The sequence below is a fragment of the Rhizobium sp. AN80A genome (assembly GCF_030053015.1).
GTDB classification, from domain to species: domain Bacteria; phylum Pseudomonadota; class Alphaproteobacteria; order Rhizobiales; family Rhizobiaceae; genus Rhizobium; species Rhizobium metallidurans.
This window is the reverse complement of the sequence record NZ_JASJPX010000001.1, coordinates 991,721-1,012,099: the sequence shown is the minus strand read 5'-3', so window position 1 is coordinate 1,012,099 and position 20,379 is coordinate 991,721. Positions and strand designations below refer to the sequence as shown.

At 60.6% G+C, this 20,379-nt stretch carries 14 protein-coding genes and 4 pseudogenes; 8 read left to right on the top strand and 10 right to left on the bottom strand.

The window, feature by feature from the left end; all coding sequences use genetic code 11:
* Positions 1-50 precede the first annotated feature (50 nt).
* Positions 51-937, top strand: a pseudogene (locus P3R82_RS04715) (LysR substrate-binding domain-containing protein).
* Positions 938-1,253: 316 nt separating this feature from the next.
* Here the strand turns inward: P3R82_RS04715 and P3R82_RS04710 are convergent.
* The 4 genes and pseudogenes from P3R82_RS04710 to P3R82_RS04695 form a co-directional block, all read right to left on the bottom strand.
* Entirely contained in the window at positions 1,254-1,859 is a 606-nt protein-coding gene (locus tag P3R82_RS04710) for an NAD(P)-dependent oxidoreductase (RefSeq protein WP_283193511.1), read from the bottom strand.
* Between the two features lie 50 nt (positions 1,860-1,909).
* Positions 1,910-2,224 (bottom strand): annotated as a pseudogene (locus P3R82_RS04705) (hydroxyacid dehydrogenase); the annotation flags it as partial.
* Positions 2,225-2,446: 222 nt separating this feature from the next.
* Positions 2,447-3,589 carry a Xaa-Pro peptidase family protein gene (locus P3R82_RS04700; protein ID WP_283193197.1) on the bottom strand — a complete coding sequence of 381 codons (1,143 nt, stop codon included), beginning with the start codon at positions 3,587-3,589 and terminating at the stop codon, positions 2,447-2,449.
* Positions 3,590-3,730: 141 nt separating this feature from the next.
* Positions 3,731-4,279, bottom strand: coding sequence for a cupin domain-containing protein (locus tag P3R82_RS04695; RefSeq protein WP_047504707.1), 549 nt, complete (start codon positions 4,277-4,279; stop codon positions 3,731-3,733).
* Positions 4,280-4,427: 148 nt separating this feature from the next.
* Between P3R82_RS04695 and P3R82_RS04690 the strand changes: the two are divergent.
* Positions 4,428-5,763, top strand: a pseudogene (locus P3R82_RS04690) (aspartate aminotransferase family protein).
* Positions 5,764-5,813: 50 nt separating this feature from the next.
* Here the strand turns inward: P3R82_RS04690 and P3R82_RS04685 are convergent.
* The 6 genes from P3R82_RS04685 to P3R82_RS04660 form a co-directional block, all read right to left on the bottom strand.
* Positions 5,814-8,111: an FdhF/YdeP family oxidoreductase gene (locus P3R82_RS04685; protein ID WP_283193196.1), complete on the bottom strand. Its 2,298-nt coding sequence runs from the start codon at positions 8,109-8,111 to the stop codon at positions 5,814-5,816.
* Positions 8,112-8,382: 271 nt separating this feature from the next.
* Positions 8,383-9,291 carry a Hint domain-containing protein gene (locus P3R82_RS04680; protein ID WP_283193195.1) on the bottom strand — a complete coding sequence of 303 codons (909 nt, stop codon included), beginning with the start codon at positions 9,289-9,291 and terminating at the stop codon, positions 8,383-8,385.
* A 757-nt stretch (positions 9,292-10,048) separates the two neighbouring features.
* A complete protein-coding gene (locus P3R82_RS04675) occupies positions 10,049-10,885 on the bottom strand; it encodes a glycosyltransferase family 2 protein (protein ID WP_283193194.1) in 837 nt (278 codons plus the stop codon).
* A 134-nt stretch (positions 10,886-11,019) separates the two neighbouring features.
* A complete protein-coding gene (locus P3R82_RS04670; protein ID WP_283193193.1) occupies positions 11,020-11,949 on the bottom strand; it encodes a glycosyltransferase family 2 protein in 930 nt (309 codons plus the stop codon).
* 391 nt (positions 11,950-12,340) lie between these two features.
* The gene (locus tag P3R82_RS04665) at positions 12,341-12,964 is read right to left on the bottom strand and encodes a glycosyltransferase family A protein (RefSeq protein WP_283193192.1); all 624 of its coding nucleotides are present in this window, start codon (positions 12,962-12,964) and stop codon (positions 12,341-12,343) included.
* Between the two features lie 130 nt (positions 12,965-13,094).
* Positions 13,095-14,027, bottom strand: coding sequence for a glycosyltransferase family 8 protein (locus tag P3R82_RS04660; protein WP_283193191.1), 933 nt, complete (start codon positions 14,025-14,027; stop codon positions 13,095-13,097).
* 567 nt (positions 14,028-14,594) lie between these two features.
* Here P3R82_RS04660 and P3R82_RS04655 point away from each other — a divergent pair.
* From P3R82_RS04655 to P3R82_RS04630, 6 genes and pseudogenes are all read left to right on the top strand, one after another.
* Positions 14,595-15,101, top strand: a complete 507-nt coding sequence (locus P3R82_RS04655) for an acyltransferase (protein ID WP_283193190.1) — start codon at positions 14,595-14,597, stop codon at positions 15,099-15,101.
* The gene (locus P3R82_RS04650; protein WP_183898501.1) at positions 15,098-16,135 is read left to right on the top strand and encodes a Gfo/Idh/MocA family oxidoreductase; all 1,038 of its coding nucleotides are present in this window, start codon (positions 15,098-15,100) and stop codon (positions 16,133-16,135) included. Before P3R82_RS04655 ends, P3R82_RS04650 begins: the two co-directional genes overlap by 4 nt.
* Positions 16,132-17,237, top strand: a pseudogene (locus P3R82_RS04645) (DegT/DnrJ/EryC1/StrS family aminotransferase). The gene P3R82_RS04650 and the pseudogene P3R82_RS04645 overlap by 4 nt, the downstream one beginning before the upstream one ends.
* Complete coding sequence (locus tag P3R82_RS04640) at positions 17,227-17,943, top strand: acyltransferase (RefSeq protein ID WP_283193510.1); 717 nt, start codon at positions 17,227-17,229, stop codon at positions 17,941-17,943. The pseudogene P3R82_RS04645 and the gene P3R82_RS04640 overlap by 11 nt, the downstream one beginning before the upstream one ends.
* Positions 17,940-18,917 carry an NAD-dependent epimerase/dehydratase family protein gene (locus tag P3R82_RS04635; protein ID WP_283193189.1) on the top strand — a complete coding sequence of 326 codons (978 nt, stop codon included), beginning with the start codon at positions 17,940-17,942 and terminating at the stop codon, positions 18,915-18,917. Before P3R82_RS04640 ends, P3R82_RS04635 begins: the two co-directional genes overlap by 4 nt.
* Positions 18,914-20,095, top strand: a complete 1,182-nt coding sequence (locus P3R82_RS04630; protein WP_283193188.1) for a DegT/DnrJ/EryC1/StrS family aminotransferase — start codon at positions 18,914-18,916, stop codon at positions 20,093-20,095. The genes P3R82_RS04635 and P3R82_RS04630 overlap by 4 nt, the downstream gene beginning before the upstream one ends.
* Positions 20,096-20,379: the final 284 nt, after the last annotated feature.

Genomic DNA, 20,379 nt, shown 5'->3' with positions numbered 1-20,379 from the left:
CGGCATTAATTCTCACGCTGGCATAACAAAATGTAATGCAGAGGTCGGATATGCAGTTTCGCAGGCGTCTGCCGTCCTTGACGGCGCTCATCATGCTCGAGGCGGTGCTGCGCCGCAAAAGCTTCACGGCCGCGGCCGGCGAGCTTGGAGTAACCCAGGCAGCCGTCAGCAGGCAGATTGCCTTGCTCGAGGATGAGCTCGGCGTGCCGATGTTCATTCGCAAGCATCGCGCGATCGAGCCCACGGCCGCCTGCGAGGCCCTGGGCGCGTCGCTGGCGCAGAGCTTCGTGAACATCGCGGAGACGATCGATGCCATCAAGCAATCGGCGAAGGACGTGGTGACCATTGGCGCCACGGTCGCGTTCTCGTCGTTCTGGCTGCTGCCGCGTCTGGCCGACTTCCGATCGCAAAATCCGGGAATTCAGATCCGCGTCGTTTCCCAGGACAACCGGATCAACCTGGATGACGGGGATATCGACATCGCCATTCGCTACGGCGTCCCTCCGTTCAGCGACGGTGTGGCGATCGCGTCGCGCGATGATGAACTCATGCTCGTATGCTCGCCCGAATATCTTAAGCGACGCGGCCCGGGGCCACTGGCCGCCACCGATGAGTTGATCGAAACGGATGTCGAGGACCGGTCATGGCTTTCGTGGAGCCATTGGCTTTCAAATTCGGACCTCCGCTTCGAGATAAGGCCGTCCCTGCGGTTCAATCATTACACAGAAACCATTTTCGCGGCGCGAGGGGGCAGGGACTGGCGCTCGGCTGGGGACTTCTGGTGTAGACGTTCCTCGACGATGGAACGCTGGTTCCCTTCGACGAGACAAGGCTGCCGTCCGGCGCTCGCTATAACGTCGTGTTGCCGACCAAGTCGCGGAGAACATTGGCGATCGACAGAGCGATGGCGTGGCTGACCGCGGCGCTGCATGCCTAGATCTCGGTCGCGTTCCTTGGGGCGTAACGGTCTGGTCGATTGGGCCCCAGCCGCGCGCCAAGCGCATGACGCATGGCTGCCCTGCGCAAACCTGCCTACCGTTTAGGCGCGGGCGTGTGTATATAATTCTCCATCGAAGCGATGCATCCTCCTCCCGCAGCGCTTCGAGTTTGCAAGAGCCTCACTCCTCCTCCCAGAGGCGCTTGCGCGAACAGTGGCACTCCTCCTCCCAGCTGCTGTTCATCTATTTTAAGAAGCCTGCCGCACCTCCTCCCGCGGCAGGCTTTTTTCTTTTCAGCCTTATCGCGACCGCGTCTCAGGAAACCGCCACCGGCTTCGAGCGCAAACGGCTTGCCGTTGCCGGGTCGGCGCGCCGGCAAAGCTGCGGCGGCAGGCCCTTCATGATCAGTTCGGCATCGGCCACGGCCATCGTTCCGAGTTCATAGAAGGCGTCGCGCGTGCCGCCGGTGCGATGCGCCGATAGCAGCAGGCCCGGCAATCCACGCACGGGATCGTCGCCCGCGACAGGCTCTTCCGGAAAGACGTCGGTGGCGGCGATGATATGGCCGAATTTCACCGCCTCCAGCATCGCGGAAAAGTCGACCACCGCCGCGCGGCTCATCAAGAGAAAGGCCGCACCCGGCTTCATCAACCGGAACTCGCGACGGCCGATGAAACCCTCGTTCTCGCTGGTCACGCTGGCGAAGACGAACACGACCTGGCTCTCGCTCAAGGTCTCGTCCAGACCGCAAGGAATGCAGTCCAGCCGCTCGATGATCTCGTTGGGCAGCCACGGGTCGAACACCCGCACGGTATTCTTGAACGGACGAATGAGATCGCGCAGCTGCCTGCCGAGATCGCCGAACCCGACGATCCCGACCGGCGCGCCGGCGAAGCGGAACACGCCGTCGTTGCCGGCCAGTCCATAGTGTTCGGTGCCGCCCCGGAAATCGCGATCGGCCCGGGTGATGCCGCGGCAAGATCAAGCGCCATGCCGAGCGCTGCCTCGGCCACTGGCGATGCGAATGCCGATGCCGGCGTGATCACCCAGATGCCGCGTTCGACGCAGGCCTGATAATCGATGTTGGGCATGAAGTTGGATTCGACATTGATGATCGCCTTCAGCTTCGGCGCCCGGTCCAATCTCTCGCGCGGCATGTCGGTCTGCCCGAAGATCAGGACCGTCTCGGGAAGCAATGCATCGACCTGCTCCGCTGGCATTTGCCGATCTTCGGAAATCACCAATTCGCCGAGTTTCTCCAGCCGGCGGCGAACATCCGGCTTCATGATCAGATCGAGCGTTCGTGGCAAGGGGTCTACCAGAACAATATTGCGGCTCATCACGTCATCCTCCATTCCCTGGAAGAAGACTTATCAGCAAATGCCGCCTGTAACAGGGGGCTGTCGGGCCCGTCGCCATAAAATGACGAGAGGCGAATGCCTGGGCAGCGGCCTCTCGTTTCCATCTTGCCGGGCGCCCGACAGCTCAGTCAGGCGATGCCAAGCAGGTCACGCAAACGGTTCGGTCGGGCCCTCGGCCGGTTGCGTGAACCATGCCGCGCCGGTTTCGGTCATATGGATATGGTCTTCCAGACGGATTCCGTAGCGTCCGGGGAAAACGATCATCGGCTCGTTCGAGAAGCACATGCCGGGTTCAAGCGCCGTCCGGTTGCCGCGAACGATGTAGGGCTCTTCGTGGATTTCCAGGCCGAGACCGTGGCCGGCTCTGTGCGGCAGGCCGGGTAGTGCGTAGTCCGGTCCAAGCCCGTGGCGAACCATGACTGCGCGCGCCGCGTCATCGAGGCTGGAGCAGGCTGCGCCGAGCTTGGCCGCGTCGAAGACGGCCTGCTGCGCCTCGCGCTCGATGGCCCAGGCCTGCGCGAAGTCCGCATCGGGCTCGTCCAGAACATAGGTGCGCGTCAGATCGGAATGATAACCGTCGATACGGCATCCGGTATCGACGAGAATGACATCGCCGGCCGCGTAGGTCTGCTCGCCGTCGGCGCCATGCGGCAGCGCTGTCGCTTGCCCGAAGGAGACGATGCAGAAACTCGACCCACCCGCCGCACCGAGCGCGCGGTGCTGTTCATCGATATAACGCACGACATCGGATGCCAGGACGCCGGGCTTGATATAGGCATGCGCGCGACGGTGGACTTCAAGCGTCAGGTTCATCGCGTACTGGATGATGCCGATCTCGGCCGCGGATTTGCGCAGCCGGATGTCGCGGAGCAGGCGCGCGCCGTCGACAAGGCGTTCCGCGCCGAGCGCCTCGGCAAGCGCGTGATAGACGAACAGCGGCAGGGCGTCGTCGAGCGCCACGCGGTCCTTCGCCGACAGGAGACCGGCCACCGTCTGCGCGCTGTTTTCGTCTTCCTCCCAGGTGATGATAGCGCCTTCGAGTTTCGGCAGGCTGTCGACGCGGCTGCGTTCGAAGCCGGGCACCACGTAGAAGAGGTCGTCCTGCGTGATCAGCGCGCCGACGAGCCGCTCGCTCTGGTGCCAGACAAGGCCGGTGAAATAGCGCAGGCTCTCCGTCGAGCCGAGCAGGACGGCGTTCACGCCTGCGGCGCCCATTTGGCTGCGCAGCGTCGAAAGCCGCTGGCGGCGTGCTGCTTCGGAAATCGGGGCGGGGCGGGGTGTGTCCGACATGGCTATTCCTCTTGATATCGATCCGCTGGTCTGCCGGCGCACGCGCGGCCGTATCAGCAAATCAAGTCTCAGCTTGATCGCGCGCAGCTAGTCCTCCTCGCGGTGCCAAGTCAACCGGCTGTCGATGCGTTTGGCGCGGTCTCAGAACGTCGGCGGCGTGCAGGCGCTGATCACTTCGCACGGCACGGGTCCGACGCAGCGAAAGCGATGTGGCCGCCTGCTCTCGAAGTAATAGGCATCGCCGGGGCCAAGGATGCGGCGCTCGTCCTCGACGGTCACCTCCATGCGGCCCGAAAGCACGATTCCGCCTTCCTCGCCTTCATGCACGAGCATGACCTTTCCGGTGTCGGCGCCCGGCTGATAGCACTCCTTGAGGATCTGCAACTGCCGGCCGAACAGGCTCTCGCCGATCTGCCGATAGGAAATCGGTCCCTTGCCGATCTCGACCAGCTCCTCGGCGGCGTAAAACGCCTTGCGCGACTTTTGCGGTTCGAAGGCGAAGAACTCGGCCAGCCCGATGGGGATTCCATCGAGAATCCGCTTCAGGGCGCCCACGGACGGGTTGGACGAATTGGATTCGATCAGCGAAATGGTGGAGTTGGTAACGCCCGCCCGCTTCGCCAGTTCGCGTTGCGAAAGATTGTGAAGCATGCGCAAATGGCGCAGGCGCTGGCCGATATCGACGGACATGGTGTTTCCCAGGTTTCGAGTGTTCGAAATGTAACAACATTCGACTTTGAGTGCCATGATTTTCAATGGGTTGACAGCAGCTAGAAAAGGGCTTGTTCGAATATACGAATTGGCCGATCAGTTATCATCACCATTCGGGAGAGACTTCATGGACCAGATCAGCAAAGCAAACAGCCCGTCGCTCGATAATTTCTGGATGCCGTTCACGGCCAACCGCCAGTTCAAGGCAGCGCCGCGCCTGCTGGCCTCGGCGCAAGGCATGTACTACACCGATGTCGACGGCAACAAGGTGCTTGATGGTACCGCCGGCCTGTGGTGCGTGAACGCCGGCCACGGCCGCAAGCGGATCGCCGAGGCGGTCGAGCGTCAGCTGACCACCATGGATTTCGCTCCGACCTTCCAGATGGGCCATCCGATTGCTTTTGATTTCGCCGAGCGGCTGGCCAAGGTTGCCCCCGGCGGCCCCGGCGCGCAGCTCGACCGCGTATTCTTCACCGGCTCCGGTTCCAGAATCCGTCGATACCGCGCTGAAGATCGCCATCGCCTACCAGCGCGCCATCGGACAGGGCACGCGCACGCGCATCATCGGCCGCGAGAAGGGTTATCACGGCGTCGGCTTCGGCGGCATCTCCGTCGGCGGTCTCGTTAACAACCGACGCGTCTTCCCGCAGATCCCGGCCGATCACATGCGTCATACGCTCGACGTCGACCGCAACGCCTTCAGCAAGGGCCTGCCGGCCCATGGCATCGAGCTTGCCGAAGATCTGGAAAGACTGGTCGGCCTGCATGGCGCCGAAACCATCGCGGCTGTGATCGTCGAGCCGATGTCCGGCTCCGCCGGCGTGGTCCTGCCGCCCAAGGGCTATCTCGAGCGTCTGCGCGCGATTGCCGACAAGTACGGCATCCTGCTGATCTTCGATGAAGTCATCACCGGCTTCGGACGTCTCGGCACGCCGTTCGCGACCGACTACTTCGGCGTCGTGCCCGATCTTGTGACCACGGCGAAGGGCCTGACGAACGGCGCGATCCCCATGGGTGCGGTGTTCGCAAGCCGCAAGGTCTATGACGCTATGATGACCGGCCCTGAGAACGCCATTGAGCTCTTCCACGGCTACACCTACTCCGGCCACCCGGTTGCCAGTGCCGCCGGTATCGCCACGCTCGAGATTTACGAGGAAGAGGGCCTGCTGACGCGCGGCGCTGGTCTGGCTGAAACCTGGCAGGAAGCGCTTCACTCGCTGAAGGGCCTGCCGAACGTGGTCGACATCCGCAACCTCGGTCTCGTCGGCGCCATCGAGCTTTCGTCGCGTGACGGTGCTATCGGCGCCCGCGCCTATGACGTGTTTGTCGATTGCTTCAAGAAGGGTCTGCTGATCCGCGTCACCGGCGACACCATCGCGCTTTCGCCGCCGCTGATCATCGAGAAGGATCAGATCGGCACCATCGTCTCGATCATCGGCGACGCACTGAAGCGCGCAGCCTGATCAATTCGTTACGGGCCTCGTTTAGGCGAGGCCCGTAACGTGCATCGTGCCTACCGCGCGGTCGCGCCCGTGACCGTCACTGGTACGCCTTTGTAGGCAGGTGTGCCCGAGATGCGGTCGTAGGCGGAGAGCGCGATCAGCGAATTCATCTCAGGGTAATAGCCGGCGATCGATCCCCTTGGAATATTGTACTCGATCGCGGTCAGGCCGCGTGCGCTGCGCGACCGGCCATCAGCCGCCGGCAGGGATTCGACATCGATGATATCGCCGTCCGACAATCCCCGTTTCGCAAGATCGTCCTTGTTCATGAAGATGACGTCGCGGCGGCCGAAAACGCCGCGGTAGCGATCATCCATGCCGTAAATCGTCGTGTTGTACTGGTCGTGGCTGCGCAGCGTCGTCAGGACGAGCGCGTCGGGATTCTTGACCAGAGGGTCCTCGTGGAGGCCACGGCCGATGAGGAAGTTCGCCTTGCCGCTTTCTGTCTTCCAGCGGCGATCGGAGGCCGGCACGTCCAGCCGGAAGCCACCACGCACCCGCACACGTTTGTTGAAGTCGAAGAAATCGGGAAAGACGATTTCGATCTTGTCGCGAATCCTGTCGTAATCGGCGACCATGCCATCCCAATCGATGCCATAGCGATCTCCGAGCGTCGCCTTGGCGATGCCGGCAACGATCGCGGGCTCGGATTTCAGCATCGGCCCCGGCGGGTTCAGGAAGCCGCGCGAGGCATGCACCATCGACATGGAGTCCTCGACGGTTACCGATTGCGGGCCCGTCGCCTGTGTGTCGAGATCGGTGCGGCCGAGACATGGAAGAATGATCGAGGTCTTGGCGATCAAGAGATGCGAGCGGTTGAGCTTGGTGGTGATGTGCACCGCGAGGTCCAGCTTGCGCATAGCCTCGAAGGTGACATCGGTGTCGGACATGGCAACCGCCAGATTGCCGCCGAGGCAGATCAGCGCCTTGGACGCGCCCTCCATCATCGCTTCGACGGATTCGATGGCGTTGTGTCCCTTCAAGTCGGTCGGGCGGAAGCCGAAGGCTCGCTCCATCCCGTCGATCAGCGCCTTGTTGGGGATCTCGGTGATGCCGACCGTCCGGTCGCCCTGAACGTTGGAATGGCCACGCAGGGGGCAGATGCCGGCTCCCGGGCGCCCGATATTGCCGCGCAACATCAAGAGATTGGCAAGCTGCTGCACATTGCCCGTGCCGTTGCTGTGCTGGGTGATGCCCATGCCGTAGCAAAGGATGACGCTCTTTGCCTTTACATAGACCTCGGCGGCGCCTTTGAGCGCTTCCCGGGTCAGGCCGGATACGGTGACGATGCTATCCCAACCGGTGTTGTCGATATCCTCGCGCAGCGCCTCCAGGCCGGTCGTGTGCTCGGCGATGAAGGCGCGGTCGAGAACACCAGGACCGCCGGCGGCGAGATCGGCGTCATCGATTTCGAACACACTCTTCATCAGGCCCTTGAGCGCGGCGAGATCACCGCCGGTGCGGACCTGATGATAGGCCGAGGCGATCCGCGTCGATGACAGTGTCGCCATCTCGACCGGGTCCTGCGGCGAGGCGAATTTCTCGAGCGCGCGCTCCTTCAGCGGATTGAAGACGATGATCGGCACGCCGCGCCGCGAGGCCTCGTGCAGCGTCGCCATCATGCGCGGATGGTTGGTGCCCGGATTGTGACCGAAGCTGAAGATCGCATCCGTGTGGTCGAAATCGTCGAGCGTGACCGTACCCTTGCCGACGCCGATCGACTTCGGCAGGCCGACGCTCGTTGCCTCATGGCACATGTTCGAGCAGTCGGGAAAATTGTTGGTGCCATAGGCACGCACCAGAAGCTGATAGAGAAAGGCGGCCTCGTTGGATGCGCGCCCGGATGTATAGAACTCGGCCTGATGCGGATCCTCCAGCCGATTGAGTTCGGCGCCGATCCGCGCGAAGGCAACGTCCCATTCGATCACCTCATAGCGATCGGTCTCGGCGTTGTAGATCATCGGATGCGTCAGGCGGCCCTCGTCCTCGAGAGCATGGTCGGTCCATTCCCATAATTCCGACACCGTATGCGCCGCGAAGAAGCTGGGATCGACACGCTTCGCCGTCGACTCCCAGGTGATGGCCTTGGCGCCATTCTCGCAGAACTCGAAGGACGACGTATGCTTTGGATCAGGCCACGCACAACCTGGGCAGTCGAAGCCTTCGGGCTTATTGGCTTTCAGAAGCGTTGCCGTCCCCTGGGCGACGACCTGCTGGTGCGCGAGCGTCTTTGCGACAGCACGCAAGGCGCCCCATCCGCCGGCCGGTGCGTCGTATTTCTCAATTCCCTCGGGCCGCTTCTTCGCCATGTTCATGCACTCCACACTTGGTCCAGCCAGTATGACATCCGTCGATGCCGCACTGCACTATACCCAAGCACGGGATGTTGCCATAGCTCTATAAGCGCTGCCTGACGCCGCTGGATGCGTCTTGCCGATCGCGGCGGTCATGAAAACATAGGCAAAGCGGGCAGAACCTGCTGGCCCTCGCCCTGCTGATATGAGGCGGCGGAGAATATGTGGTCACATGAAAACGGATTGGCGCGTGTCCGCGCCAATCCGCGATGGAGAGCCCGAATTATCAGCCGACCAGTTCGCCGGCGCGGCTTGATATGCGCCGCGAGACATCCTTGAACGGATCACGCATCGGAATGATCGGCGAGACGCCGAGCAACAGCAGAGCCTTCAGATGCTGCCGTCCGCTCTCTTCACCGACCACCGGCGCGTATGGCGCCATGGTGGGCCGGCGCTCGACCGGGTAGAGCTTTTCAAATTCGACGAAATTGTCGAAGTTCTCGTAGTCGCTGCCGCGAAGCTGGAATGTCTCGACCGGCGTGCCATCGGCGATCACCACGTCGTGGCTGTCGAGCAGCACGTTGTAGTATTCGATCGCTTCCCTGCCGTCAGGCAAGGCCGCTACAATCGAGCTGCCGTTGACAAGGTCCTTCGCTCGGACGAGAGCGCCATCGACATAAAGCGCGTGGCCGGCCGAGATATAGAGATCCTGGCTCGGCATGCCGTCATCCAGAGCATCCTTCGAGATGCGGACCGGCATGACGGACGGATGCCAGGCTTCGACGCTCCTGCGAAATGTCTGGCGGCCGATCCAGCGAACTGGCTTGGCTTCGCCGGAGATCGTTTCGACGAGATCGCCGAGGCGCAAGTCTTCGATCGCAACACATCCATTCGGCGTCGCAATGAGCGTTCCACGCAGCAGGCACTTGGCTCCGCCGCTGCCGCCGCCACCCGAGTTCCCGCCACCGGAGCCGCCGCCACCGTTGCCGCCGCCACCACCGCCGCCGTTTCCGCCGCCACCGCCACCACCGCGGCCGCCGCCCCAGTTGCGTCCCATCGCTTTCGCGGGCGAAGAGGCGATCGCCATCGTCGCTACGGCAATTCCGGCAACTCTTGCGCCGGTGGCTGCCGCAAAGCCGAGAAAGTGTCGGCGTGCACGGTTAGAGGGTGTTTCTTCCGGGTCCATCGGTGACATATTGCTCTCCGTCTTTTGGGTTACACCTATCTATTCTTGATTGCTGTCAGCCATCCTACACCAACTTCATCCGCGATAAACTCAGCCGAATAGGTTCACAGCTACTCAAATAGCGGTAGATAAAATGTGGCATCGAAGGTTGCGCGAATTCTGGCAATTGGACAACCTATAAGAGCGATATTTGGAAGAAAGGCGCCCCCGCGCCGGACGCCTATCTGTCGCCGATCTGGCAGGGTTGGAAGACTGGCCGCCAGATGCGGGCGCGTGATGCGGGTGGCCCCGACTGGCGGTGACGCAGCCAATGTGTCGACGGCAGGACTGCTGTCGCCAAGGTGAGATCGCGTCCAGGCAACGAGTGGCAGAGCTGCAACACGCCCTGTCTTGCCCAATCCGTCAGGAGCTCGTTTTGTTGCTGCGCTCCGAGGGCACAAAAGCGTCAGGACTGGCCGCGCCTTGATATATTTGGCCATGGACCGGGGGCAGGAACCATGAAGCTCACCAGGGCAAGCCGCCGACCTTGACGACGTGGCCGTGACTGGAGCGCGCCGGATCGTGGTACCGGCGGATGGTTCACTCCTATCCGCGTCGTCATTGACGCGGATAGACGCTCCTGCATGCCGACGCGATCGATCGAACCTGCCTCCATCGACCCTGCCCGAGCGCCGTCCTCAACAGAAGACGAAGCCCCGGCATTGAGAAGCGAGCGCCCGGATCGAATTGCTGCGCCAGCCTCTTCAACTCGAACGAAACGCTCGGCTCATCTTCGTTGAACGCCATGCAGGCCTGCTTCATCGAGATCTTTCGCCAGGTCTTTCATGACCATCCGCCGGAGCAACGACACGTCCTGACCATGGCGCCCCGCTTCCTGCAGGAAAAGCTCAAAGGCGGCCAGTCGTTGCTTGACGTCAGGCAACCTCGCCGATGCGTAAGTTTTCGACATGTTCTGTGCATGCACTCTGTAAACCGCCTGCGGCTCGTAGACGAAACCCACGGGCCCCGCAGCCGCCAGCAGCAGCCACATCGCGAGGTCGCCGGCGTGCGGCAACTCGTGATTATATCCGCCAGCCTGTTTCTGTGCGCTGGTCCTGACGACAGCGCTTGGGGTCGGGACGATATTCCTTCCCCCCAGCACTTCCACAAAATCGCGGCAGGACAAGACCGTTTCGCGAGCGCCTCGGCTTTTGCCAAGCGGTTCGCTCAGGACACGAATTCCCTCATCATTCTGCAGCATCGCGTTGCCGAACACAAAACTCAGATCAGGTCGATCCGCCATCATCCGTGCGACGCGCTGCAGAGCTCCGGGCAGCAAGGCATCATCAGCCGACAGGAGAAGAAACAGGTCGGAACTCGCCCACTCGATGCCTTCATTGTAGGTTGAAATATGTCCCTTGTTGCTGGCATGGCGACGGAATTCGACGCATGGGTGCAGCGCGGCCAATCCCTCGCCAACCTCCTGCGTGTTGTCCGGAGAACAGTCGTCTATGATCAGCACGCGAACATCGACACCGACCTGCGATACGACGCTGTTAACAGCCTCGGTAAGAAATCTTGCATAATTGTAGCACGGTATGACGACATCGACTGAAGTTCTCATCCAAATCCCCACATGCAGAAGCAGCGTTCATTCGCGAATATTATGCAAATTTAAAATCAAATCTACTGCTTCAATTTGGACATTATACTTTATGATACTTTCAGTATAATAATATACAGGTGTGCGCTTATTCGTTAAGCAGGCTGCGGTCGCTTGATCGCAGCAGGCCGTAACATTCGAAGAACCTTCTTCATGCCGGAAGAGATCACCAGTCCTGCGCTGAACGGATGATCCAAAACACTCGCTATCAGAAAGCGGTTTGCCGATCGTCTTTTGCCGAGTTTGAACAGGTGTCTGCTCAGTCCCAAAAGCAGGAGCGCTCTTTGATATCTCAGGCTCTTGAGCGTCAGCCTATTCTTGCGAAGGATACGCAGTTGCCCTATCGCCTCCCGGCGTGCGTTTCTGGAGATGCTATCCGAAGAAATAAAGCCAAGCACCACCGGCTCGATATCCTCGTGAATTGTCGTTTGTTGAGCCAGCCTTATCGCGAACTCCCAATCTTCGTTCGCTCGCGCACAGAGATCGAACCAATCGGTGCCGGAAAAACACCCCCGGCGAAACAGGGCGTTCTGCACGCTCAGTCTGTTTTCTGTCAGAAGTCTCACCACCTGGTTTTCGTCGCTTCGAAGCCTGCTCTCGGGGGGCGGCGCGTATGCCACCTTCGCAGCCCCGAAATTGAAATGGGAATCTCTCCCGTAGATAATCTTTGCGCCCGTCACGACACCAACATGCGCCGGAAGACTTGAAAGAAGCTCCATCTGCTTTGCGAGCTTTTGCGGAAGCCAGATGTCGTCGCTGTCCTGAAACGCGATGTAATCGCCCTTGGCGTGAGCAAGACCGGTGTTTCGAGCAGCCCCGGCGCCGCCGTTCCGCGGACGACGAACATAGCGCACCCGATGATCGCCGATGCTGCTCACGACCGCTTCGATATCCTCCGAAGACGCGTCATCGACAACGATCAGTTCAATATCCGAATAGGACTGCATCAATACGCTATTCATCGCAGCAGTAAGACTGTGGCTTCGATTGTAGGTCGGAAGTATGACTGAGACAGTGGCTGACATGAAACTCCTCCGGACACCTATAATGTCGCAAGCGCGTACTTGGCTGCGCGGCACTGGAAATCGACGCCAAGGCGTGTGCCGCTCGACCGCGTTCTTTCGAGATCAGCGCTAGGCGCCGCATTTGAAGTCCCGCTTTTCCGCACTCACGGATCCTGTCGGCGAGGCAGGTATGATCTGCCCGCAAAAAGAAGCAGTTTCATCAGACGCAGCATGTTGAATGGGGTCAGAGAGTAGGCCTTCACCATCTCCCTGCTTGCCTCGCCGTATCGATGCCCGGCATTCAGATAGTTCGCCAGATGAGAGCATTTTGCCGCAAGCCTCTTTACGGCTACGCGACTGGCCCGCTTGTGCCCTTCGGCCGTCCGATCGACAATTCGCTCGAACACCGTCTTCAGGCTCCGCAAGGATTTTTCGCTGTCGTTCGGTGTCTGATTGCTGTGGAACCGTCGCTGAAGCAGGGGGAGGAATCGTAGTGGAAACGCTTGGTAAGCGAAGCCCTGCTGAACCAATCTTCATCCTCGCCCATGGACAATGCCGGATCGAAGAAGCCGACCTCTAGAAAGGCAGCCCGCGTGCAGAGCATCGTGCCCAGATGGAAATAACGCCCTTCGGCGACATCAAGCACGGCATCCACGACAAAGCCGTCCGCATCAATTCGCGGCCAGATCACCTGCGACACCTGCTTCAGCAAAGAAGTGTCCTCATCAGTATCGACAAACCAGCCGACACCCTGGAAACTGAGGACACCGTCCGATGTCACGCGGTCCAGTTGCGCGCGCAGCTTTCCAGGTGCCCAAAGGTCGTCGCTGTCGAGAAATGCGATCAGCTTCGCCGAACTCTCGACGACGCCGCGATTTCGTGCCGCACTAACGCCTCCGTTTTGCTGGTAAACATAACGCACGCCGGGGCGGTGTTCCTGGAAGAGCTCCCGGGTACCGTCGGTCGAGCCATCATCGACAACGATGACTTCCACGCCGCTTATGCCCTGACTGAGAACGCTCTCGACGGCAGCCATGACCAATTGGCGCGGTTGAACGTCGGGATGATGACCGATACGGTTCGATCAACGGCGATGGAGCCGAAGCTCTCATGCTGCTTTGGTTCGAAGTCGACATTTCGGCACTGATCATTATCAACGAACACGGCTATTTATCCTCCGTGCGGCTTTGTGCGATTATGGCAGGCCTTGCGTTTCGAAAGCTCTTCGCCAAAGACCACGCCGATCGAACAAGGGACGATCTCTTCAGAAGCTTGTGTGCCAATGTCGCAATTTCTTCTCGTGCGATTTCCGGTATGCTGCGTGCGAACCTCGTCCTTGCGCGCACTGCGTCATAGCAGGCCGCATTCACGCTCATGCTGGAAGGCTTCCAAGGCTTCGACTTCGTAACGAAATGGGCGATTGCCGGTCGCCGCGCGTCGACCGCGGACACAATGCTTTCATGCGGCTCGCATTGAAAATTCCATTTGCTGTCGAGCTGTTTCCAGCGACCGTCGCACGCAACGTTGAGGGCATCCTGATCCGAAAACGGCGACTTCGGAAACCGATCGAGATAGTTGAGCGCCTTTTCCGTCACCTGCGCGTTACGCCAGTTGCCGAGATCGACGAGCAGCACGCCCGCATTGAAATAGTGGCCGACGCGCGGAACCTTCTCAAGACCACGCTTGTTTCGTTTGACTTCTGCATCAAGGGGATCGAGAACGGCGCCGATGACGGCGTCGCTCAAATCGATATCGCACAGAGGCGAAAGATCGCCAAAAACAAGAATATCGCTATCGAGATAGAGTACTTTTCCAACCCTCTCGGTCAAAACACTTGGCAACACCAAGCGCGAGAACGTCATTCTCGAGATGTATGGCAGCGGAATGTAGTCGCTGGCGAACAGTGAAACATCAATTGCGTGCCAGTCGATCGTGACAGAACCGCGGGGTGAGGAGTCGAAGATCCTCTGCTGCGTCGCGCTGTCAATGCCATCGTGAATGACATGGATTTCCAGGGGCCAAGCACTGGCATTTGCTTCCGCGACGGACCTTATCGTTGTCGCAAGCGGCATCGCATAGGCGGAGTCGGCGGCGAGCACCAGCGGGCATAGCCTTCGGCTCATGCTAGAGGTCTGACCGGCACGCCTTGCGCCTTCCAAGCCCAGTTTGTTCGTTTCACAGATGCCCACTAGGGTTGCCCCGATACCTAAACGCCTAAAGCTGTCTGCCTGCAGTGTCTTCCAACAACCGAAGCCCGGCAAGCCGGCGGTACTAAGCTAAACGGGTATGTCACGCTAACGCTTAAGCTACAGCGCGCCATCGGTTTACGCCTTTTGGTCCCACCTTATTCTGAAGCCGCTTCGTCAAGCTCGCCGGGCAAGTCGATGCCGCTGTCGGGCAGATTTCGGCGTGGCTATTGGTCATGCCCCCGCGACCGTCGTCATGGCGTCGCGAGCCGCCAAGCAACACCGATCATATATTTCGATAAATATGGATTTACTTCATCTGACAACAAGACACGTGCCGGGAGGTACGCCTTTAGATGCAAAATGTACAACATTTGTCATTCTTTACTGAGGAGTGAAAAAGCTATTCTTTTGACTTCGACAATACCAGCAGAGTTTCTGTGATCTCGATTAGTTGTGTGAAGTATGCGGGGTTCAAGCATGATTGCTGCAAGCGTGAAACTGGGGGAAGGCGTCGTTATCCACCACCCAGATCTCGTCAATCTTTATGGCTGCGTCATCGGCGCCGGGTCGCGGGTCGGGACCTTCGTGGAGATCCAGAAGGGTGCCCAGATCGGCGAAAGCTGCAAGATTTCCAGCCATTCGTTCATCTGCGAGGGCGTGACGATCGAAGACGGCGTCTTTATCGGTCATGGGGTGATGTTCACCAACGATCTGCAGCCGCGCGCCGTCAATCTGAACGGTTCTCTGCAGTCGGACGCCGACTGGTCCGTTGTCCCAACGCTGGTCAAGCGCTGTGCATCGATCGGAAGCAACGCCACAATCGTGGCAGGTGTGACGATCGGCGAAGGTGCGCAGGTCGGCGCCGGTGCGGTCGTCACCAAGAATGTTCCCGCTTACGCGATCGTTGCCGGCGTGCCGGCGCGGGTCATAGGCCGCGCAAAGGATGCGCCTGTCGAAATTCTATCATCTGGGAGGGCACGATGATCGGTATCGCCGTCGTCGGTTATGGTTACTGGGGACCCAATCTGGTCCGAAATTTCGCCGAAACCCCTGGCGCGCAGCTGATCTGGGTCTGCGACCTGAAGAAGGAGCGGCTGGGCGCCGTGCAGATGCGCTATCCCACGGTGCAGATCACCGACGATTTCGATGAGGTGCTTCGGGATCCCCGGGTGCACGCCATCGCGATCGCCACGCCTGTCTTCGCCCACTACAAACTTGCCATGCAGGCGATGATGGCCGGCAAGCACGTTTTCGTCGAAAAGCCGATGGCCTCGACCTCCGAAGAGGCGCGGCGCATGGTTGAGGAAGCCACACGCCGTGGGCTCATTCTCGCCGTCGACCACACGTTCATTCACACCGGCGCGGTCCGCAAGATGCGCGAGATCATCGAGACTGGTCTCGGCGACGTCTATTATTATGACTCCGTCCGCGTGAATCTCGGCCTCTTCCAGCACGACGTCAGCGTCGTATGGGATCTCGCCGTCCACGACCTGGCGATCATGGATTACGTACTGCCGGAAAAGCCGGTCGCGGTTTCGGCGACGGGCATGGGCCATGTGGCGGGCGAGCCTGAGAACATCGCCTATCTGACGCTGTTCTTCCAGAGCAAGCTGATCGCGCATATCCACGTCAACTGGCTAGCGCCGGTGAAGGTGCGCCGGACGCTGATCGGCGGTAGCAACAAGATGATCGTCTATGACGATCTCGAGCCCAGCGAAAAAATCAAGGTCTACGACAAGGGGATCACGCTGAACGGCGGCGCCGAGCAGAACGGCGACCAAGTCTACCAGATGCGCGTCGGCTATCGCACCGGCGACATGTACGCCCCGCAGCTCGACATGACCGAAGCACTCGGACGAGAGCTCAAGCAGTTCGTCGACTGCGTGGCCACCAACACACAACCGCTTGCCGACGGCCATGCCGGTCTGCGCGTCACGCGCATTCTGGAAGCCGCCACCCAATCCCTGGCCCAGCGCGGCCGCGTCATCGAACTCGAACAGGCAAGGCTGAGTGCATGATCCCGCTCCTCGATCTCAAGGCTCAGTATGCGTCGATCAAAGACGACGTCGATGCGGCGGTGCTGCGCGTTCTGGCCTCTGGCCACTATGTGCTTGGCGAGGAAGTCGCCCGCTTCGAGGAAGAATTCGCTAGCTACTGCAACACGAAGCACGCCATTGCCGTCAACACCGGCACCAGCGCGCTTCACCTGTCGCTGCTTGCCGCGGGCGTCGGCCCGGATGACGAGGTGGTCACCGTTTCGCTGACATTCGTAGCGACCACGGCGGCCATTTGTTACACGGGAGCGCGGCCGGTATTCGTCGATGTCGAGCCGGTAACCCTCACCATGGATCCGTCAAAGCTCGAAGCGGCCATCACACGCAGAACGAAGGCGATCGTGCCCGTTCATCTCTATGGTCAGATGGCGGATATGGATGCCATCCAGGCAATCGCCGACAGATACGGGCTGCCGGTCATCGAAGACGCCTGCCAGGCGCATGGCGCGGAATACAAGGGGCTGCGGGCCGGCAGCATCGGCCTGTCCGGATCCTTCAGCTTCTATCCGGGCAAGAACCTCGGCGCCTGCGGAGAAGGCGGCATCATCGTCACGAATGACGACGAGCAGGCCAAGACCATGCGGATGTTGCGCGATTGGGGCCAGGAGAAGCGCTACCATCACGTCATGAAGGGCTACAATTACCGCATGGACGAGATCCAGGGGGCGATCCTTCGTATCAAGCTCAGGCATCTGGAGGAATGGACGGAGGCAAGACGCGTGCGGGCCGCGCGTTACGATGCGCTTCTGGCCGGCTCGCGAAGCGTACGCGCGCCGACCGAGGCCGATGGCCGCCGCCATGTGTACCACGTTTACGCGGTGCGCAGCCCGGACCGAGATCAGCTGCAGCAGACGCTGCGCGACGAAGGCATCCACACCGGGCTGCACTATCCGGTTCCGGTGCATCTGCAGGAAGCGCATGCCGATCTAGGCTACGGCGTCGGCGATTTCCCGGTATCGGAGGCGGCAGCGCGCGAGGTCCTTTCGCTGCCCATCTATCCTGAACTGACAATGCGGCAGGTAGAGGAAGTGGCAACGCGGTGGAGCACGACGCCTATGTCAGCTGATGCCGCATCCCCGATCCGGCTCGTCCAGTCCGTCCACGGATTGAAGGAGAATATCGCCGATCCGGACTACCAGACCGAACTCGCCAAGGAGCTCCGACAGTCCTATGGACTTGCCGGACTGGTCGAACTGCACGCTCGATTTGCCAATGGCGACGGGTTCGTCGATGCCTTCATGCGCCGAGTGATCTGGCGCGCGCTGGCGCGCTCCTGCGGCTCCGGGCTTCAGGTAGGCAGCGGCGTCGGCTTCAAGCATGCCGAAACCTTCGAGATCGGCAACGGCGTGTTCATCGGCGCCCACGCCTATATCCAGGGCCGCTTCGACGGCACTTGCAAGATCGGAGACAACAGCTGGATCGGGCCGCAGGCTTATTTCGATGCCCGCAACCTCATAATCGAGGAATGCGTCGGCTGGGGGCCGGGGGCCAAGGTTCTCGGCTCGAGCCACACCGCCCTGCCGGTCGATGTCCCCGTCATCAAGACCAATCTCGAGATCAAGCCGGTGCGCATCGGCGCCTGGGCTGACATCGGAACGAACGCCACCATCCTGCCGGGCGTCACGATCGGCAAGGGCGCGATCGTGGGGGCAGGCGCGGTCGTGGTCTCCGATGTCGAGCCATTCTCGGTCGTTGCCGGCGTGCCGGCCAAATTCATTCGCTGGCGCGAAGATTGCGATCCATCAACTGTAAAGAGTCTGGAACAGCCATGAAAGACAAGCGAATTCTCATCACCGGCGGTGCTGGCCTGATCGGCTCACACATCGCTGACCTCGTGGCAAAGGAAAGCCCGCGCGAGATCGTCATCATCGACAATTTCGTGCGTGGCAGGCGGGAAAATCTGGCGGATGCGATCACGACCGCGCCAGTGACGATCATCGAGGGGGATATTCGGGACCGCCAGCTCCTGAAGGAGACCTTCGCAGGTATCGACACCGTCTTTCACCAGGCAGCCATACGCATCACGCAATGCGCCGAAGAGCCGCGCCTCGCCTTCGACGTTCTGGCTGGCGGTACCTTCGATGTTCTCGAAGCAGCCGTAGAAGCCGGTGTATCAAAAGTGGTCGCCGCCTCTTCGGCGTCCGTGCTCGGCCTTGCCGAGACCTTTCCGACGACGGAAGACCATCACCCCTACAACAATCGCACAATCTATGGGGCCGCCAAGGCCTTCAACGAAGGGCTGCTTCGCAGCTTCGCCGAAATGTACGGCTTGCGCTACGTGGCGCTGCGCTATTTCAACGTTTACGGGCCGCGCATGGATGTCCATGGCGCCTATACCGAAGTTCTCATCCGCTGGATGGAACGGATCGCCGTCGGATTGCCGCCGATCATCCTCGGCGACGGCACTGCGACGATGGATTTCGTCCATGTTCGCGACATCGCCCGCGCCAACCTCCTGGCTGCGAAGGCAGACGTGACGGACGAAGTGTTCAACGTCGCCAGTGGCGAGGAAACCAGCCTGCGCGAACTGGCTGCACTGCTGACCCACGTCATGGGGGCCTCGATGGAGCCGCAGTTCGGCCCGGCCCGCAAGGTCAACGCAGTTCCGCGGCGTCTCGCATCAACGGTCAAGGCGGCAAGCATGCTTGGCTTCAAGTCCGAAATCACGATGGAAGAAGGTCTTCGCGACCTCGTCGAATGGTGGCAGCAGGAAAAGAAGATCGTGAGCGCCGGAGAAGCGGCATGAGCCAGATACCTGTTGCCAAGCCCGTTCTCGACGAACGGGAAGTCGAGGCCGTTCGGCGCGTCATCCTTTCGGGATGGGTCACTCAGGGCCCGGAGGTTGCGGCTTTCGAACGGGAGTTCGCCGATTTCGTTGGCGCCGCACACGCCTGCGCCGTCTCCAACTGCACGACGGCGCTTCATCTTGCCCTGCTTGCCGTGGGTGTCACGGCCGGCGACGAGGTCATTACCGTCAGCCACTCCTTTATCGCAACGGCAAATGCCATTCGCTACTGCAATGCGACGCCGGTTTTCGTCGATATCGAAGAGCATGGCTTCAACATCGATCCGGATCTGATCGAGGCGGCGATAACACGGCGTACGAAAGCCATCATCTGCGTGCACCAGGTCGGTATGCCGTGCGATATGAGCCGCATCGTCGAGATCGCGGACCGCCGTGGCATACCTGTTATCGAGGACGCGGCCTGCGCCACGGGCAGCGAGATCCTTTGGAAAGGCCGGTGGGAGAAGATCGGCAAACCGCATGGCGACATCGCCTGCTTCTCGTTCCACCCGCGAAAGGTGGTAACAACTGGCGACGGCGGCATGCTGACAACCTCCAATCCGGATTACGATCGCAAGTTCAGGCTCTGGCGCCAGCACAGCATGAGCGTCAACGACACCGTGCGTCATGGCTCCAAGCAGGTTATCTACGAGAGCTACCCCGAGGTCGGTTTCAACTACCGAATGACCGACATGCAGGCGGCGGTAGGGCGCGAGCAGCTGAAGCGCCTGCCGGAAATCATCGCGCGCCGACGCGAACTTGCCGCGCACTATGCGACGGAGCTCGGTGATGCCGTCGGCATCAGTCTGCCTGTCGAGCCGCATTGGGCGCGCAGCAATTGGCAGAGTTTTTGCGTCGGCATTCCGGATCACTGCGATCAGCAGGAATTCATGCAGCTGCTGCTGGACCGTGGTGTGTCGACACGGCGCGGGATCATGAATAGCCATCTCGAGCCCGCCTACCACGGCGCGGAAACCCATCGAGTGGCCGGAAGCCTGAAAAACAGCGTCGATGCGCAGAACGGTTCGGTGGTCCTGCCACTGTTCGTACAGATGAGCGACCGCGAGTTGCTCGAGGTCACGGCGGCCATCAAGGACAGCATTGCGCTTTCGACACAGGCCATCGCCAAGGCTGGCTGATGTGGCGCTCCACACGGGACGCATATCAAAGGTGGTGGCCCTCGGTTACTTTCGCGCATCGGACAGATCGTGTGACCGGCAAAGGTGTCAGTGACGTGCTCACCGCCATTTGAGTACATCGGGGTCTATTCGGTTGACTTTATCGCGCCAAGACTTGGTGCGGGGTGGCTATTAGCAGAGCGAAATGGATACTGAGGCGTTGCCTTGACGATGTCTCCAGGCGAAAGCTCCATCGCCTCGGCCGCCTCCATTTCGGCCTTCTGCCGCACGGGCGCGAATGAATC